The sequence below is a fragment of the Microcoleus sp. F10-B2 genome, assembly GCF_036704965.1.
GTDB lineage: Bacteria > Cyanobacteriota > Cyanobacteriia > Cyanobacteriales > Microcoleaceae > Microcoleus.
Map to the genome: position 1 here is coordinate 24,565 of NZ_JAUBTB010000009.1, position 17,922 is coordinate 42,486.

The 17,922-nt window shown below is 44.9% G+C and carries 11 protein-coding genes; 5 read left to right on the forward strand and 6 right to left on the reverse strand.

Going from position 1 to position 17,922, the window contains the following annotated elements:
• Window positions 1-96 precede the first annotated feature (96 nt).
• The 3 genes from QUA99_RS05515 to QUA99_RS05525 all read right to left on the reverse strand — a co-directional run bounded on the left by QUA99_RS05515 (window position 97) and on the right by QUA99_RS05525 (window position 3,730).
• The gene (locus tag QUA99_RS05515; RefSeq protein ID WP_333241261.1) at window positions 97-813 is read right to left on the reverse strand and encodes a DevA family ABC transporter ATP-binding protein; all 717 of its coding nucleotides are present in this window, start codon (window positions 811-813) and stop codon (window positions 97-99) included.
• A gap of 240 nt (window positions 814-1,053) precedes the next feature.
• Window positions 1,054-2,238 (reverse strand): ABC transporter permease DevC, encoded by a 1,185-nt coding sequence (gene devC / locus QUA99_RS05520; RefSeq protein ID WP_333241262.1) that lies wholly within the window; start codon window positions 2,236-2,238, stop codon window positions 1,054-1,056.
• A 64-nt stretch (window positions 2,239-2,302) separates the two neighbouring features.
• A complete protein-coding gene (locus QUA99_RS05525; RefSeq protein ID WP_333241264.1) occupies window positions 2,303-3,730 on the reverse strand; it encodes an HlyD family efflux transporter periplasmic adaptor subunit in 1,428 nt (475 codons plus the stop codon).
• Window positions 3,731-3,844: 114 nt separating this feature from the next.
• On the opposite strand from QUA99_RS05525, the gene QUA99_RS05530 reads away from it, so the two are divergent.
• Window positions 3,845-4,453 (forward strand): TetR/AcrR family transcriptional regulator, encoded by a 609-nt coding sequence (locus tag QUA99_RS05530; protein ID WP_333241266.1) that lies wholly within the window; start codon window positions 3,845-3,847, stop codon window positions 4,451-4,453.
• An 86-nt stretch (window positions 4,454-4,539) separates the two neighbouring features.
• On the opposite strand, the gene QUA99_RS05535 is transcribed toward QUA99_RS05530, so the two are convergent.
• Together QUA99_RS05535 and QUA99_RS05540 are read right to left on the reverse strand one after the other, a co-directional pair.
• Entirely contained in the window at window positions 4,540-5,688 is a 1,149-nt protein-coding gene (locus tag QUA99_RS05535) for a flagellar assembly protein H (protein ID WP_333241267.1), read from the reverse strand.
• A gap of 10 nt (window positions 5,689-5,698) precedes the next feature.
• Window positions 5,699-7,210 (reverse strand): mechanosensitive ion channel domain-containing protein, encoded by a 1,512-nt coding sequence (locus QUA99_RS05540; RefSeq protein ID WP_333241269.1) that lies wholly within the window; start codon window positions 7,208-7,210, stop codon window positions 5,699-5,701.
• Window positions 7,211-8,195: 985 nt separating this feature from the next.
• Between QUA99_RS05540 and QUA99_RS05545 the strand changes: the two genes are divergently transcribed.
• Together QUA99_RS05545 and QUA99_RS05550 are read left to right on the forward strand one after the other, a co-directional pair.
• Window positions 8,196-12,683 (forward strand): PAS domain S-box protein, encoded by a 4,488-nt coding sequence (locus tag QUA99_RS05545; RefSeq protein ID WP_333241270.1) that lies wholly within the window; start codon window positions 8,196-8,198, stop codon window positions 12,681-12,683.
• A gap of 5 nt (window positions 12,684-12,688) precedes the next feature.
• The gene (locus QUA99_RS05550) at window positions 12,689-14,020 is read left to right on the forward strand and encodes a response regulator (RefSeq protein WP_333241272.1); all 1,332 of its coding nucleotides are present in this window, start codon (window positions 12,689-12,691) and stop codon (window positions 14,018-14,020) included.
• Window positions 14,021-14,039: 19 nt separating this feature from the next.
• On the opposite strand, the gene hpsU is transcribed toward QUA99_RS05550, so the two are convergent.
• Window positions 14,040-14,717, reverse strand: coding sequence for a hormogonium polysaccharide biosynthesis acetyltransferase HpsU (gene hpsU / locus QUA99_RS05555; RefSeq protein WP_333241274.1), 678 nt, complete (start codon window positions 14,715-14,717; stop codon window positions 14,040-14,042).
• Window positions 14,718-14,772: 55 nt separating this feature from the next.
• Between hpsU and QUA99_RS05560 the strand changes: the two genes are divergently transcribed.
• Both QUA99_RS05560 and QUA99_RS05565 read left to right on the forward strand, forming a co-directional pair.
• On the forward strand, window positions 14,773-15,708 hold the full coding sequence (locus tag QUA99_RS05560) for a cation diffusion facilitator family transporter (RefSeq protein ID WP_333241275.1): 936 nt from the start codon (window positions 14,773-14,775) through the stop codon (window positions 15,706-15,708).
• 715 nt (window positions 15,709-16,423) lie between these two features.
• The coding region (locus QUA99_RS05565) for a DUF4347 domain-containing protein (protein ID WP_333460307.1) at window positions 16,424-17,922 on the forward strand (1,499 nt) is incomplete at its 3' end.

Sequence of the window (17,922 nt, forward strand, 5' to 3'; positions counted from 1 at the left end):
TTAGATTGGGGTTGGGCAATTTTGGATTAAATTTTGACATCCAAAATTGAAAATGAGGGATTTATGGGTGATGTCTATTCTTCGGGAATTAAAAAATTAGGCTAATTTTCCATCTTCCATGTGAACGATGCGATCGGCAATATCCAAAATACGGTTATCGTGAGTGACTAACAGAATAGTACAACCCTGCTCTTTGGCTAGTTGCTGCATCAAATTCACCACTTCTCGACCGGATTTGCTGTCCAGGGCGGCTGTGGGTTCGTCAGCCAAAACAATTTGCGGTTGACTGACCAAAGCGCGGGCGATCGCAACTCTTTGTTTCTGTCCTCCCGACAAGTCATCTGGATAATAGTTAATCCGCTGTTCCAGTCCTACTAACTCTAGCATTTTTGCAGAGCGATCGCGCATTTGAGAACGCGACAAATTGCCGTGAACTTCCAAACCCATCTGCACGTTTTGCAGCGCCGTCAAACTGCGGTGCAAGTTGTGCGCCTGAAAAATATAGCCAATTTTGCGTCGCGCCTTTACCAATTGGTCTGAACTGGCTTTGCACATTTCTTGACCGAGAATTTTGAGACTTCCCGATTGACCGGATCTCAGTCCGCCAATCAAAGTTAAAAGCGTGGTTTTTCCCGAACCGGAAGGCCCAGTCATCAGCACAATTTCACCTGCATTAATTTCGAGATTAATGTCAAAAAGTACCTGTTTTCGCAGTTGACCTTGACCGAAGTAGTGGTCGAGTTGGTGCGCGGAAACTACAGGTACAGCAATCTGTAATGGGTTGGTTGTTGGGTAGAGAGTAGTAGAATTCATAAGTTATTGGTTTGAGGTTGGAGATTTAATTAAGAGATAAAGTTGCCTAAATCTTTGATGTAAGAGGGAAACCGCAGATGAACGCAGATGACCGCAGATGGAGTTCAAGATAGTTGGCAATTCAAGTCTAATAAACCGCTTTCGTCGCCGACAATGCAGAGGAAAAATAAGAGAAGGATTACAAAAAATATGTTGGTAGTCAGGACTTTAGCCTCTTCAGACTCTCTTATTTATTTTCCCTTAAAACATATCTGCCGGGTCGGCTGCTTGCAGTTTGCGAGTGGCAATTGCTCCAGAAATAGTACACATAATTACGTTCAAGATTAAGACTGCAACCGCTCGAATCAGCGTCATGTACAAAGGTAAATTTGTGGCTTGGCGAGTTAAAGAGTAGAGTCCGACAGAGACTCCTACTCCGGGCAAAAAACCGAGGACGGAAAGAATTAGAGCTTCTTCAAAAACGATGCCGAGTAAATAAACATTGCGGTAGCCCATCGCTTTGAAAGTAGCGTATTCTCCCATGTGGTCGCTGACATCGGTTGAGAGAACTTGATAAACAATAATGACACCAACTACAAAACCCATCGCGACGCCTAAGTTAAATACAAAGCCGATCGCAGTATTCTTAGCCCAATAGTTTTTCTCAAAATCGATAAATTCTTGTTTGGTTAGTACCTTGACATCCGGCGGTAAATATGCTTTCAAAACTTGTTGAACTTCCACGGGGTCAGCACCCGGTTCCAGTTGAATTAATCCGGCATTAACACTCGCGGCGTTTTGTCTGGGAAACAGGCGCAGGTAATTTTGATCGCTAGTCATCAAAATACCGTCGGCGGCAAAAGATGCTCCAACTGTGAATAAACCGCTGACGTTAACCGTGCGCCGCTCGACCTCAGCTTTAACGGCTTTTCCTTCAGCGATTTGTGCGATCGTCCCTTGGTACTCTCCCCTAGAAGCTCGATCGAACAACACGGTATCCGGCAGTTTAATCGCGCTCAAATTTTGGTTGACTTCTGGAAGCGCAAACGCAGGGCGATCGGGATTGAAACCCACCACCATCAGCGACGTTTCGCGCCGAGTTCCGGGATTTTTCCAGTTAGCAATTTTCACGTAAAGCGGCTCGGCTGATTTCACGCCCGGTACGTTCATTGCTTGATACAATCTGCGCCTGGGGAAGGAAGACAAATTAATCAAATTTCGCGCTTGGGGGTGAATCAAAACTAAGTCTGTTTGCAAGGTTTGGTGCAGGCGCGTATTGCTGGTGTAAAGGGCGTTTTGAAAGCCTAACTGCATGAACATCAAAACGTCAGCAAAGGCAATTCCTGCTACTGCAACGGCCATTCGGCCTTTGTCGTGACTCAGTTGCAGCCATCCGAGGGAAGTTCTGCGTCTTAATTGTTGTAAGGGTTTTATGAGTCCAATCATAGGATTTTAGATTTGAGATTTTGGATTTTGGATTGAAGAAAGCGACCCGGTGGTTTAAGTCTTCTTAATCTTTAATTTCGCCGATCGCCACTTTGACTTGCAAATTGGTTAATCCCGCTACTTTCTGGCTGGAAGCTGCATCTAAGCGCACTTTTACTTCCACAATTCGACCATCAATATTCGCAGAAGGATCGGTGTTAACAATGTTTTGCCGCTGCACTTGCAAACCAATATGTTCGACAGTTCCCCGCAATTCGCCGGTCAAAGCATCGCTAGTAATTTTGGCGGTTTGTCCGAGGCGTACTTTGTCCACATCGCTTTCGTAGATTTCCGCAACAGCTAGCATCTCGCGAGTTTGTCCCAGTTCGACAATGCCGTCGTTTCCCACTTTTTCCCCCGGATGCGTGTGAATTTTCAGGACTTGAGCGTCTCTGGGAGCACGGATGTAAGCTAGATCGAGATTGGCTTTGGCTTGTTTGGCTGCTGACGTGGCGGCACTGACTTCGGCGGCTGCTGCTGCTATGTCAACGGGACGCACTTCGGCGATACGATCGAGATTTGCCGCTGCTTCATTAATCTGCTGTTGTCGAGATTCCTGAATTTGGCTGAGTTTGGCTTGGGCTTCGTTAATTTGCTGTTGGCGGGATTCCTGAATTTGATTCAATTTGGCTTGGGCTTCGTTGATTTGCTGTTGGCGCGATTGCTGAATTTGATTCAGTTTTGCCTTTCCTTCGTTGAGTTGCTGTTGGGCGGTTTCGGCGGCGAGGCTTTTGCTGTCGCTAGTTGAGGCGGAAATTGCTCCCTGTTCATAGAGTTGGGAGTACCGCCGATCCTCGCTTATGGCGTTGCGGAGTTCGGCTTGCAGACGGGCAATTGTGGCTTGTTGGGTTTGAATTTCACCTTGTTGTTCGGCCCTGATGCGAGCAATTGTGGCTTGTTGCGCTGCAATTTCGGTGCTGCGATCGACTTCTAGACGGGCAACGATCGCCTGTTGCGCTGCGATCTCGTTGCTGCGATCGGCTGATAAACGGCTAATAGCCGCTTTTTGGGCTTGAATTTCGCCGTTTTTGGCTCCGGCTTTCACTTTTGCTAGGTTTGCCTCGGCGACGCGCACTTGTTCTTGAGCTTGGTCGAGGGCGGCTTGCAGGCGATCGCGGCTGTCCAAAATTGCGATCGCTTGACCTGTTTTCACTGTGTCTCCCTCTTTCACCAAAAGTCGATCGATCCGGTTTCCTTCCGCCGCACCGGAGGCGGAGACTTTAATTACTTCTCCTCTGGGTTCCAGTCGCCCCAAGGCTGTAACTGTGGTTAATTGGGATGCTGCGACGGCGGCGGCGGCGGCTACTGCGTTGGAGTCGGGTATGCGCGATCGCCAGATTGTGTAGCCTGTGGTTCCCGCTGCCCCCAGGGTTGCTACTGCTGCTACAACTAGGAGTTGTTTAACTAGGGATGGAGTTGAGGATAAGCCGTCTGCTGTTGGTTGGTGTACCATGACATACCTCTTTTTGAGGAATAAAACTAAACCGTTTAGTTCTGATATGTCTTAATACTAAACCGTTCAGTATAATGATGTCAAGAGCCCAAATAAAAATTACAGAAGCAAGGTATGGCAAGGACAAAACCGATCGAACCAGACGCAACAGGAGGTGACAAGAGCGAGCAAATCCTCCAAGGTGCGATGCAAGAATTTTTAGCCCACGGCTACGCGGGCACGAGTATGGACAAGGTAGCGAAGACGGGGGGAGTTTCCAAAGCCACGGTTTACAGCTATTTTGCAGATAAAGAAGGATTATTCGTGGCCTTAGTACAGCGGCTGGCGCGAGAAAAAGTCCATTTTACAGTTTTGGATGAAGAACCCGCCGTAGCGCTGCGATTCGTTGCCACCAATCTATTAGAGCAGGTGACGCAGGAACCTGAATTCCTGAATTTTGTGAGGCTAGTGATTGCGGAGTCGGGGCGTTTTCCCCAGCTAGCGCAGACTTTTGTGAAAAACTTAGCTAAACCGGGTATTGAGCGGCTTACTCAATATTTTGCATCGCATCCAGAGTTAAAATTGCCCGATCCGGAGGCAACGGCGCGGATTTTTATCGGATCGCTGGTATATTTCCAATTAACGCAGCATATGATGCACGGCAAAGATATTATCCCCATGGAGCGCGATCGACTGATCGACGCTCTGCTGCACTTGATTTTAGGCCCGCAGTCCAATTCCTAAGTGCGATCGACAGAATCTAGGAATTTTATGTGAGAATTATCGCAGCCATAAAGAGCGAGATCCCTGTATGGCTGCGATCGCAGGTTTTAGTCAGGTGTTTTTCCGAACCTGTCCCTCAATTCATCAGCCGATAACTGCGGCAGTTGTTCTACAAACAATGTCAATTCTGCTACAGGCAATGCCAATAAATTAGTAACGACTGTAGGCAGAAGAGCGCCCAATTCAGGCGATCGGATTTGCAACGCACTTTCAGCTAACAATTTAACCGCTGATTCCCGCCCCGATTCATCGACGGTTAGCATCGATATTGCCAGCAACAAAACTGTAAACTCCGCCGCCGCCAACTTGGATATTGGAGATAGAAATACTGTCATTTTTGGACTTAATTCTCCAAATCTAACTCGCAAAAAGTTTTCTAAGATTAAGCGCTGTTGTTCTTGTCTGCCTCGTTCTAGTCCTTGTTCTATTCCTCGTTCTAATCCTTCTTCTAGTCCCTGTTCTAGTCCTTCTTCTCTAGCTTGTTGCTGTGCTGCTTGTATTTGTTGTTGAAAAAGTGGTGCAATGGCCATAATTAACTCCCGCTCTTCTGGCTCTAATCCTTGTGGCGCATCGGTTACTAAATTTGACTGTAACCGATACAGCAATTCTAGCGCGATCGTCCGCAACGGATCGTCTGTTGCTAAAGCGCTTAATTGGGAAATAGCCCTTTGCTGCACTCCCCCTTTGCCCAAAATCCTCAACCACAGGGTTTCTGGAGTTTCTGGCAACTGGTGAATCGCCACAATTGCAGTCCGCAAAGATTCCCCCAAAAAATAAATTCCCTGCATCCAATTCTCTGTGTCTGGTATAGCATTAAAGCTATCTACCAATGCTTTCGATGCTGTGGGCATCAAAATCCACAGTTTTGGTAACTGAGAATCATCATAGCGAGTATTTTCTCTCCTAAATTTTCGCTCCAATTCACCTCGCACGTCCAATAACTTGCCCAGACAGCTACAAATTTCGCTGACGTTGGCAGGATTGCGAAACGGTTCAAAAATTGCAGTTGTGCTTGCCATTTTTCCCAACAATCCCAGGGTGTCTGAGTATTCTGGAATTGCGGTACTGGGAGTGAAGTAAACATCTATTTCTCGGACTTCCGAAGTCACATCGCGGCCGATATTAACCGTTCCGAGCGGCGACAGTAATTCCTCCAGGTATTCTTTGGCAAAAAGATCGTGAATAAATCGCGTCATATAAATTATTTCAAACACTAAATAGATTTTTTAGCCGTTTTCTCACCCATTCTACAGGATTTTCATCCTCTTCTTCTGCATCTACCAATTCCATTTCTCGCAATAATTTTTGTCTCTCGCTGAGTTCTTCTTTGTGTTTGACTATTTCTTTAATAATCTGTTCGTATAAATCCGGTCGTTCGGTTAAAACTTTTTGGAAACCTTCTTTATTGATGGCAAACAAAATTGTTTCTTCCAAAGCTCTTACCGAAGCAGTTCTCGGAATTCCCAACATCAAAGAAAGTTCCCCAAAAAACTGACCCGTACCGAGGTTATTCAGGTGTTTGTTAATAGCTTCCACAAAAACTTCTACTGAACCTGAAAGAATCATGTAAAAAGCATCTCCGGGGTCGTTTTCGTGAAACAAATATTCTTGCGATCGCAGCCGTTTGCGGTATCCAACTTCAATCAATTGCCGCAATTCAATCTCCGTCAGATTTTCAAAGTATTCCACCTCACGCAGCAAACAGCTAAGGGACGATGACTTTTTCAGTTTATCTTCCAAAATTGGCAGTTTTTGTTTATTTTTGGAGTAACGGTTCGGGATGTCAGTTACAGTTTCTTTTTGGTTGAACATGGACAACAGAACTTCGGGGTTTTGCAAATAAATTTCTCTGTCATTGAACGGAAAGTCAATTTTTAGATGGCGAAAATTGTATTCAATTGCAAAATTTAAAGAACTTGTAATAAATTCTCTTTCAATCGGCCTGTCCGTCCAAACTAAAAGTTCAAATTTAAAACTATCATCGCCAAACTCGACAAACAATACTTTCGGATTCGGTTCGTACAAAACTCCGGCTTCCGCGTAAGCAATATTTAACAGAGTTTCTGTCACTAACAGCGGGTTACTATTCTCGGCTACTTCTACGGGAACTCGCAGACAGAGTAGGGAGTTTTCGTAACTCCAGTTAACAATTTTGTTGCTAATCATTTTGCTGTTGGGAACTATGACGCTGGAGTCCTCAGTGGTTTGGATGATGGTCGATCGAATCGAGATTTTTTTGACTATTCCCATTAATCCTTCTAATTCCACAAAGTCTCCGACTTTCACGGGTCGGTCTAAAAGTAGCGTTAAACCGCTGACAAAATTAGTTGTTAAATCTTGGATTCCGAAGCCAATTCCGACTCCCAGTCCCCCCGCAACTACTGCAAAAGAAGCGAGGTTGAAGCCGATGCTTTGGATGGCGAATATTACTCCAAAAGCTACTATTAAATACCCAATAATTACTGCGATTGCTTCCCTGTTACCCTCGTCAATTCCCAGTCTTACCAACAAGCTTTCTTTAAGGAAGTTCGTGAAATATCGTGCTATGACCAGGATAGCAAGAAACAGTACAATCAGTTCTACCAGTGACTGCAGCGATACAGGATTTTCACCTATTTTAAATAGGGTGGCTGTCAATATTTGCGATACCTGTGTCCATACTTCTTCTGTTATTGTATTCAGTTGAAATTCAGGTGATAATGTTTTTTGTTCGGTCATTTTTTAAGGGGAGTAGTAAAAAAAGTCCTCAGTGCCAAATGTAAAAATAAAATACTGAACTCGTTATCGTAAATTTTAACCTGTTTTTCGGCTGAAAAAAGTGAAGTCGTTAGATAGATATGTGGTTTTTCATACTACGGAGTTATCCCTCTTGCCAATTTTTCGGATACTGGTCTTCGCAGACCTGCGGTTAGTGTGCCACTTTTTCTCGTTCCGATAGCCAACTCATCTATTATTAAAGCGGACACTCTACTAACTTTAGTCAACATTAACTCGATTCGAGTTTATCATACTCTCCACTATTTTTTTTTGAAGTCCCGCGATCGACTTAAGCAGGGATTATTCAATGACTATTTAAGTGGACAAGTCAAATATCCAAGTATTACAATTATTTTAACTGGTGGGAGAGATATTGCTATTACTCTGCCAGTTGCGTCCGTCTTGTGTATATCTAAGTGAAAATTTAACGGATCTAGCTAAAATTGATAACGTTCCAAAACTACTTGGAATTCTACTGACATGGGGGACAAACTAGAACTTAATCGCATTTGTCAATCCGTAATTTTACTGAAAATACTGCTGGTTTAGGAGTGGAAAATTGGCGATTTGGGGGTAGGCGGGCAAAAATATGCCGATCGCCGTGATTCCTCGATCGCCCAAATCTAAGTTTTGCACCCAAAATCCGAGTCAATGCTGAGCATAATTGCTGATTGACAAATGCTTCCCTAGGTTGAGTTTTTACCAATGTTCTAGCGATAGGATTGATTGGCAATAGAATTGATGAAAAATAGAAATACTTGGCCATACATCCGAATAATTAAGGGAATATAGTATGGCAAGAGATACATAATATATCGCAGATTGAAAGCCTAACGATCGCGCCAGCGAACGTTTTATTCAGTACCAAAATAGGAAAAAAGGCAAACCTTGCGATCGCACAATTGGAAATAAGTTCTAGAATTATAGCTGAAATGCACGAGCCAACATGAGCAAATTGCCACCAGATAAAAACCAACGGCCACAGCAAGAGAGCACAACAGCACAGGCATTGCGACAGGCTCACTTCGACGCTTTTTTTGCAGGTGCCAACGCCGGAATGCTGATTTTTGACCGCCAACTCCGCTATGTCCAAATTAACGAAGTTCTGGCTCAGATCAATGGCGTTTGTGTGGCAGACCATATTGGTAGGTCAGTGCGTGAAGTGCTGCCAGAATTCGCTCCGACTGTGGAACCAATGCTGCAAAGCATTCTGGATACGGGCAAGCCAATTCTCGACTGTGAATTAGTGGGTGAAACGCCGAAAGAACCGGGCATCGCGCGCTACTGGCAAGCATCTTACTATCCTTTGTTCGATGAAAATGGCATCGTTTTTGGTCTTGGTGGGATTGTAATTGAAATTACCGATCGCAAGCGGGCAGAACAAAAGCAGGCACGGCTGACGGCAATTTTGGAAGCAACTTCCGACTTAGTAGCAGTTGCGGATGCGGCTGGGCATAGCGTCTATCTCAACCAAGCCGGACAGGAAATGCTGGGGATGTCTCCAGAGGAAGCACGATCGCCGTTTACTATAGATTCTGTATTAGCTACCTCGGCAAAAGCAAAGTTCCACAACGAAATAATTCCCACCGCCTTGCGAGAGGGTAGTTGGGCTGGTGAAACCCTATTTTTGTCACGGGATGGGGAAGAAATTCCAGTTTCCCAGGTTTTAATCGTCCACAAAACCGCAGCGGGTGAAGTCGAGTTTGTTTCTACTATTGTGCGAGATATTCGCGATCGCAAAAAAGCAGAGGAAGAACGGCAATTACTTGCTACCACGATCGAGAACAGCCGTGACTTTATTGGCGTTGCCTCAATGGATGGTCGCCCGATGCTAGTGAATCAGGCGGGTCTGGATTTGGTGGGGCTCAGTAGTTTGGAGGAAGCCAAAACCAAACACATGACCGACTTCTTTATTGCAGAAGATCTGGACTTTGTACAGCAGTCTATTATGCCTGCAATCATGCAAGACGGAAGTTGGCGGAGCGATTTCCGCTTCAGACATTTCCAGACAGGTCAACCCATCCTGGTAGATTACACCCTATTTTTGATTAAACATTCAGAGACTAATGAACCCGTAGGAATTGCCACTATTACGCGGGATATTCGCGGTCGCAAAACCGCAGAAGATGTCCTCAAACAAAGTGAAGAACGATTTCGTTCTTTAATCGAAGCTACCGCTCAAATTATTTGGATCGGTAATGCTGATGGCGAATTGGCCAGCGAACAACCTACTTTAGGTGCATTTACAGGACAGACATTTGAGGAGTATAAAGGATGGGGCTGGCTAGATGCCATGCACCCAGATGATCGCGCTCATGTTGGTAGTATATGGTCGGCTGCCGTGGCCAATCGCTCGCTCTATGAAGATGAATTACGTATGCGCCGCTATGACGGCGAATATCGGTACATGAGTTGTCGTGGTGTACCAATTCTGAACGCGGATGGTTCAATTCGCGAATGGATTGGAGCTAATACAGATATTACCGATCGCAAACAAGCTGAAGAAGCTCTGCGCGAACAGCAAGCTGTGCTGCGCGATCGCAACGTCTTGCTGAGCTCTATCTTGGAAAGTACGCCAGACATAATAGTTGTTAAAGACCGGGAAGGCCGATATGTTGCCCTTAATTCCTTTGTGGCAAAATCCTTTTACGGTAGACCCATTGAGGAAATTATCGGTAAAGATGATTCGGAACTCCTTCCCCCTGCTGCCGCCATTGCAATAATGGCAAAAGACCGCCAGGTCGTGGAAGCAGGCATTACTGAAAGCTACGAAGAAGATGTTTTCAATGGTAAAGAAAACACTTCTTTTTTAACCACAAAAGCCCCTTGGCGGGACGGTCAAGGCAATATTCTCGGTATTATCGCCATAGCACGAAACATTAACGATCGCAAACAAGCTGAAGAAGCTCTGCGCGATCGCAATGCACTGCTAAACTCTATTTTGGAAAGTACGCCAGACATCATTGTGGTTAAAGATACCGAAGGGCGTTATGTTGCCATTAACTCCAATGTGGCAAACTTCCTAGGCAAGTCCATTGAGGAAATCATCGGCAAAGATGATTTCGAATTAATGTCGCCTGACACTGCCCATGCAATGATGGCAAAAGATCGCCAAGTCATGGTAGCAGGAATCACTGAGAGTTACGAGGAAGATATCTCTTCTGATGATGAAACGTCTACAACCTTTTTAACTACAAAAGCTCCTTGGCGGGATGCTAATGGTAATATCCTCGGCATCATCGCCATAACACGAAATATTAGCGATCGCAAACAAGCCGAAGATGCTCTAAAACAGAGCGAAGAACGCTATCGTTCGCTAATCGCTGCTACGTCCCAAATGGTCTGGATAACGGATGCAGAAGGAAGATGCCCAGATATACCAACTTTCAGAGCTTACACTGGACAAACCGTAGACGAAGTGGTTGGTTTTGGCTGGTTAGATGCAATTCACCCGGACGATCGCGAACGCACGGCTCAGGTATGGATGGAAGCAGCGCAAACGAAATGCCTGTATGACACACAATATCGAATGCGTGCAGCGGATGGAGACTATCGCTATTTTCAAATTAGAGGAGTACCCATTCTGAATGAAGATGGCAGCATCCGGGAGTGGGTTGGCACTTGCACCGATATCCACGATCGCAAACTTGCCGAAGATGCGATCAAACAAAGCGAAGAACGCTATCGATCGCTAATCCTTGCCATTTCCCAAATTGTCTGGACAACGGATGCTGAAGGAAGATGCCAGAATTCACCGAGTATGAGAGCTTACACCGGACAAACCGAAGCTGAGGGGGTGGGTTTTGGCTGGTTAGATACAATCCACTCGGACGATCGCGAACGAACAGTTCAGGTGTGGATGGAAGCAGTGCAAACGAAAAACCTGTTTGAGATGGAATATCGAATGCGCGGAACAGATGGAAACTATCGTTATTTCCAAGCTAGAGGGGTGCCACTTCTGGATGAAGATGGCAGCCTCCGGGAGTGGGTTGGCACTTGTATCGATATCCACGATCGCAAACTAGCAGAAATCGCACAAGCAAAAGCAAAGGAAGCAGCGGAAGCAGCAAGTCGGGCAAAAAGTGAATTTCTTGCCAACATGAGCCACGAGTTGCGAACTCCGCTTAACGGCATTATGGGATACGCGCAGATTCTTCAGCGTTCCAAAGTCTTGAATGAAGAAGAGCGATCGCGCATTGATGTCATTTATCAGTGCGGTTCGCATTTACTGACCTTAATCAATGATATTCTCGATTTGTCGAAGATTGAAGCGCAGAAAGTGGAACTCATGCCCACGGATTTTCATTTCCCGGCGTTCCTGCAAGGTGTCGCAGAAATGTGTCGTATCCGAGCTGAACTAAAAGGAATTCACTTCCATTTTCCATCAAGCCCCGAACTCCCGGTCGGTATTCGTGCGGATGAAAAACGCTTGCGACAAGTGTTAATTAATCTTTTAAGCAACGCTATTAAATTTACGGATGAGGGCAGCGTTACTTTTACAGTAAGTTTTGCAGCAGAAGGAAAAATTCGCTTTGAAATACGCGATACAGGTACCGGCATTGCACAAGATCAACTCCAAGCTATCTTTCAGCCCTTCGAGCAGGTAGGAGATCGCAGGCGGCAGACCGAAGGTACGGGATTGGGACTGGCAATTAGCCAAAGGATTGTAGAACTGATGGGCAGTACCATTCAGGTTCAAAGTGAGATGAATGTTGGCAGTATTTTCTGGTTTGATGTCAATCTATCTCAAGCCGATGAATGGGTGAAAACTTCTCAAATCGACCATCGCGGGCAGATTATCGGCATCAAAGACCGCCAACCTAAGATTGTGGTGATTGATGACAAATGGGCTAACCGTTCGGTAATTAACAATTTGCTCAGTCCGATCGGCTTTGAGGTGTCTGAAGCGAACGACGGGCAGGAAGGCTGGGAAAAAATTCTGGAGGTACAGCCAGATTTAATCGTTACCGACTTACTAATGCCCGAACTAGATGGCTTCGAGGTAATTAAGCGGGTTAGAGAATCGGAAAAATTAAAAGACATCATCATTATTGTCTCTTCTGCCAGCGTATTTGAAACCGATCAATACAGAAGTTTAGAAGCAGGAGGCAATACGTTTCTTCCCAAACCTGTTCAGGCAACAGCACTCCTGCAAAAATTACAACAGTATCTGGATTTGGAATGGGTTTATGAAGCTAATGAAGAGCCACAGGCGATCGCCTCAGACACCAGCGAGCTAATTGCCCCGCCAACTAAAGAAATGGAAAGGCTATACCAGCTTGCCAGGGAAGGAAATTTCCTAGAAATAGTTAAGCAGGCGGTATTACTTGAACAAATAGATACCAAATACATTCCCTTTGCTAAAAGATTGCATCAGATGGCAAAAGACTTTCAAGACGAAGAGATTTTAACGTTTATTCAGTCCTACAAGTAAGGTTTATGAATTATTCAAAAATTCAAGCAAATAGTACGATTCTTATAGTTGATGACAATTCAGCTAACTTGGGTGTCTTATCTGATGCCTTAAGCCAAGAAGGATTTGAAGTTCGGGTTGCCAAATCTGGAAAAATGGCACTAGAACGAGTTAAATATGCTCTACCCGATCTAATCTTGCTAGATGTCATGATGCCAGAGATCGATGGATTTGAAACCTGTCGTCGATTACAGGCTAATCCAGAAACTAAGCAGATTCCCATTATATTCATGACTGCTCTCTCGGATACCGCTAATAAAGTTGAGGGGTTTAAGCTTGGGGCTGTAGATTATATTACCAAACCCTTCCAACAGGAGGAAGTCTTAGCTCGCGTCAAGCTGCATTTAAAGCTTCATGTTCTAACTGAGAAATTAGCAGAACAAAATACATTGTTGGAGCAAAAAGTTTTAGAAGTCAGCCAAGCCTATGAAGATTTACAACAAATGCAACTTAAGTTAATTCAAAGCGAGAAAATGTCCGGCTTAGGGCAAATGGCTGCTGGCATTGCTCATGAAATTAATAACCCGATAAATTTCATTTCTGGCAATCTGGGTTATGCCCAAGAGTACGCTCATAACTTACTAAAAATTATACACCTATATCAAGAAGATTATGTAAATCCCACCCCTCGGATTCAAGCAGCAACGGATGAAATAGAACTGGAATTTGTGGAGGAAGATTTTATCAAAGTCCTTAACTCAATCAACTTAGGAACGCAGCGCATCCAGGAGATTGTCAAGTCAATGCGAATCTTTTCTCGTCTGGATGAGGCAGAGGTGAAAGCTGTAAACATTCATGAAGGAATTGATAGTACACTCACCATCCTGCATCATCGTTTAAAAGCAAGACCAGAGCATCCTGAAATTGAAGTAGTAAAAAAGTACGGTCAGCTTCCACCAGTAGAATGCCATGCCGGACAATTAAATCAAGTGTTCATGAATATTCTTTCCAATGCCATTGATGCTTTAGATGAATCGAATCAGGATCGTTCCTTTGCAGAAATCAAACAACACCCGAGCCGCATTCAAATTTCTACAAAAGTAATTGACGATAATTGGGTGGCTATTTATATTAGTGACAACGGTCGGGGAGTTTGCGAAAGCATTGAACCGAAGCTATTCGATCCATTTTTTACTACCAAACCTATCGGTAAAGGAACTGGATTGGGGTTATCTATCAGTTACCAAATTATCGTTGAAAAACATGGAGGTCGATTATACTGCCAGCCTGTCTCAGGAAAGGGAATAGAATTCGTCATTGAAATTCCTGTTCGGCAGCAAGCTTGTAAAGTTGCTTAGTTTCCCGGTACAATGTCTCTTACCAACTTTTGTTAATTTCTCGCTGACAGCGGGGACGACAAGGTGTTCCCGTGCAAATAAAGCCTGCAGGCATATTTTTAAAGACGCTGCTGCGAGCTCCGATTAAAGCGTTAGCACCGATTTCGACACCAGGGCCAATGAAGCAGTCGGCGGCAATCCAAACGCCGTTGTTAATAGTAACAGATGCTGTTATTAAGCCAAAGGCTGGGTCTTGGGAGTCGTGAGTGCCGGTGCAGAGGTAGCTTTTTTGAGAAATTACGCAGTGTTTGCCGATCGCAATTCGATCGAGACTGTACAATACAACATCATCTCCGATCCAACTGTAATCGCCGATTTCAATTTTCCAAGGATAGGTAAAACGAGCCGTGGGGCGAATGAGTACACCGCGACCTATTTTCGCTCCAAATAACCGCAGCAGGCCCCTTCTGATGCTGTTAAAAGGGTGTGGAGTGAGAGGAAATGCGATCGCCTGCACGAACCACCACAGCAAAATTAGCCAACCGGGCTTTCCCCGATCGAACTTTGATTGGTTGTACAGCCGCAAATCAACCCAAGATTCCCCTGTTAAAATATTTGGCTGATTGTGGGTAATTGGACGATCGCTTATTCCAGAATTTGGGGAATTTGCGCTCAATTTTTCCGGATCTTGGTGCGGATTTGGTATATAATCGGTCATTGATAGTTAATTTAATGTTTAATTTAAAATCGAGTTTAACCTTAAGGACTGCTGCATGACATTTCCAGTTACGGACAATTTTGACTCTGAAAACGCCAAGGATATCGCACAATGCGAGAATATAAATCCCAGAATTGGCAAAGTGCGACTTTTACAAACAGCATTGGTACTGCTTAGCAGCTTTTTTGTAGCAGAGTTAATCGCCGCACTTAATTCTCATAGTTTGTCCCTACTAGCAGATGCGGGTCACGTTTTTTCAGATGTAGCAGCTTTAGCAATAACTTTAACCGCCACTTGGTACTCCTCAGTCAAACGCAAAAGTAAATCCGTAGATTGTACGATCGAATTGAAATCGGGCAGTATTCTCAAGAACAGGCAAGATGCCTGTGAAGCGAACAGTGCATTTTCTAGTGGGGTGGGCATTGGCACTATTGTTAAGAACAAGCAAGATGCCTGTGAAGCCAACAGTGAGTCTTCCTGTGGGGTGGGCATCCTGCCCGCCCGCCCAGAAATCATTGCTGCTTTGATTAATAGTATCAGTTTAGTTGCGATCGCCCTTTGGATTGCAGCAGAGTCGATCGCCCGTTTGCTGTCCCCAACCCCCGAAGTAGAAGGGCTGCCGATGTTAATTACGGCCATAGTCGGTTTAAGCATCAACTCGATCAATGCTTGCTGCTTGCATTCCTGCTGTCACGGCGACTTGAACCTCAAAAGCGCCTTTCTGCACGCCGTGGCAGACATATTTTCGTCGGTTGGAGTAATTTTAGCGGCGATCGCCGTGGCGTGGCTGCACTGGAATTGGGCTGACGGTTTAATTAGCTTGCTAGTCTCTGCATCAATTATTTTATTAACTCTACCATTGCTAATCGAAAGCATCCAATTGCTGCTAGGAAAAGTATCAGCAATATCCGCAAATCAACAGCCTTGCGATTGCGAAAAAGTGAGCGCAGAAAAATTGCTTTTTCCATCCCTAGAAGAACTCATCAAATAACATCTCTTCATCTGCGTCCATCTGCGTCCATCTGCGTATATCTGCGTATATCCGCTGACATCTGCGGTTAAGATACCTAAGTAATTAACCCAGCGATGTGTAGATTGTAAAGATATCGTAAACCTTATTATTTACTCATCACAAAGATCCGACTTTTCCGACTTTACGATCCGACTTTTCCGACTTTACAGAGGCAGGGGCCCGAAGCAATGATTAGAGATAGGGAAAGCCAACCCACGATGTCTAAATTGTAAAGATATCGTAAATCTGGATGTTGTGTTGCGAAATATTAAATAATAAAAAATGGTATAAAATCTGCCTTTAGTATGATACATTCAAGTGGCATCTAAGTTATAGAGCCCATTCCAACCCGAGGTCAGTGAAAGTTCACTTCAGCTCAGGATTACCTCGCTCAGGTTCTACTTTGCTCGTGGCTTTATTGCGCCAAAATCAGATTTTCACACTGCTATGACGATCGCCCTGGGGGGGCGCAAGTCGATCGAATGTTGTCAGCTATGAGCGAAGACAATGAGTTTTTTGTGTTCATTTCCCGTGAAAAAGGGGAACGGGCTAACAATTCTACCGCCCGATTGATTTGAGCAATAGGACTAATAAATTATTCATTCCTCATAGCGAGAACTTAAGCTTTGAGGCGGGGATTTTCACTCCTGCCGGACTGGGATGTAAACGATAAATATAAAGGATTTCAGCAACTATGAACTTATCAACCGCGAACAAGCAAATTATTTTCGTAGACTCTTATGTAGAGGATTATCAAAGCCTGATTCAAGGCATCAATGGCGCTCAAGTTGTCATTTTAAAGGAAAATTTCAGCGCGATCGACCAAATTACTAACGCCTTGGCAGATCAAAAAGATATTGAAGCAGTTCATATAGTTTCTCACGGGAGCGGAGGCAGTTTAAAACTCGGTGCTGACGTACTCAATGAGAATAACCTAGAAACTTTCAGCAATCAGCTAAAACAGTGGGGAAATGCCCTGACAGCAAATGGCGATATCCTACTTTATGGCTGCGACGTAGCAGCGGGAGAAGTTGGAGAAAACTTCGTAAAGCGCCTCAGCGAAATAACCGGGGCAGATGTAACAGCATCCACCAATAAGACCGGTAATGCAGCACTAGGGGGCGACTGGGAACTGGAAAAAACCACCGGTTCAATTGAAGCCTCCCTTGCGTTGTCCAGCGAAGCAATGGCAACCTATGCCGGTGTTTTAGCCACAGCCGTTCAATTTGATCTCACATCAGTATTCGATCGCGATGTCATTATCAACTACACGGGAGGAGTCACAGACACCACACAAAACCCACTGGGTAGCTCAGGGACTGCCATAGATACCCTAATCACTCAGTCCTTTGCAACATTTAAAGGTGGTGCTAATGGGAACGGTTTACCCGACAACGGCTTTTTCGCCACGAATGCGTACCATCCAGACGTTCAGCTAGGCTACAACAACACCAATAACGGCAACAACGCCAAAGTCCTCACAACTAACGGCACATCCTTTACCTTCGCAGTTACGCCCAACCAGTATTCAGAAATCCACCTGTTCGCCACCAGTACAAATGGCAACGCTGGGATGCAGGTGACATTTAACTATAGCGATGGCACTACTGGGACAGGCGCAGCCACAGTTTTCGACTGGTTTAATGAAATTACCGAAACATCGTCCAGTTACTATCTCATCGACGGAATGGATCGGAGCCCTGATACAACTGGAACAGCTTATGCCAATGTCAACGATCCCGCCATATTCGGGTTCATGTTCAATCCCAACCCAGCCAAAACGCTGCAAAGCATTACCGTCAGTAAAACAAGCGGTACCACCGTTGATAATTATCTGGGAGTTTTCGGAGCCACAGGTGTTTTAGAAACCACACCGCCTACTGCCACTTTCACACCCGCCGACAACGCCACTGGTGTTGCAGTTACAGCTAATTTAGTAGTCAACTTGAGTGAAGCCGTACAAAAAGGCACTGGCAATCTGGTTATCAAGAAAGTCTCCGATAACTCAGTTGTTGAAACCATTGATGTCACCTCAGCCAATGTCACAGTTAGCGGCTCTAATGTCACAGTTAATCCGACTGCTGACTTGGTAGCAGGTACTGATTACTACGTTGAAATTGCTGCCGGTGCAATTAAAGACTTAGCTGGTAACAATTATGCCGGCACTACAGGGGCAACTGCTTGGAATTTCAC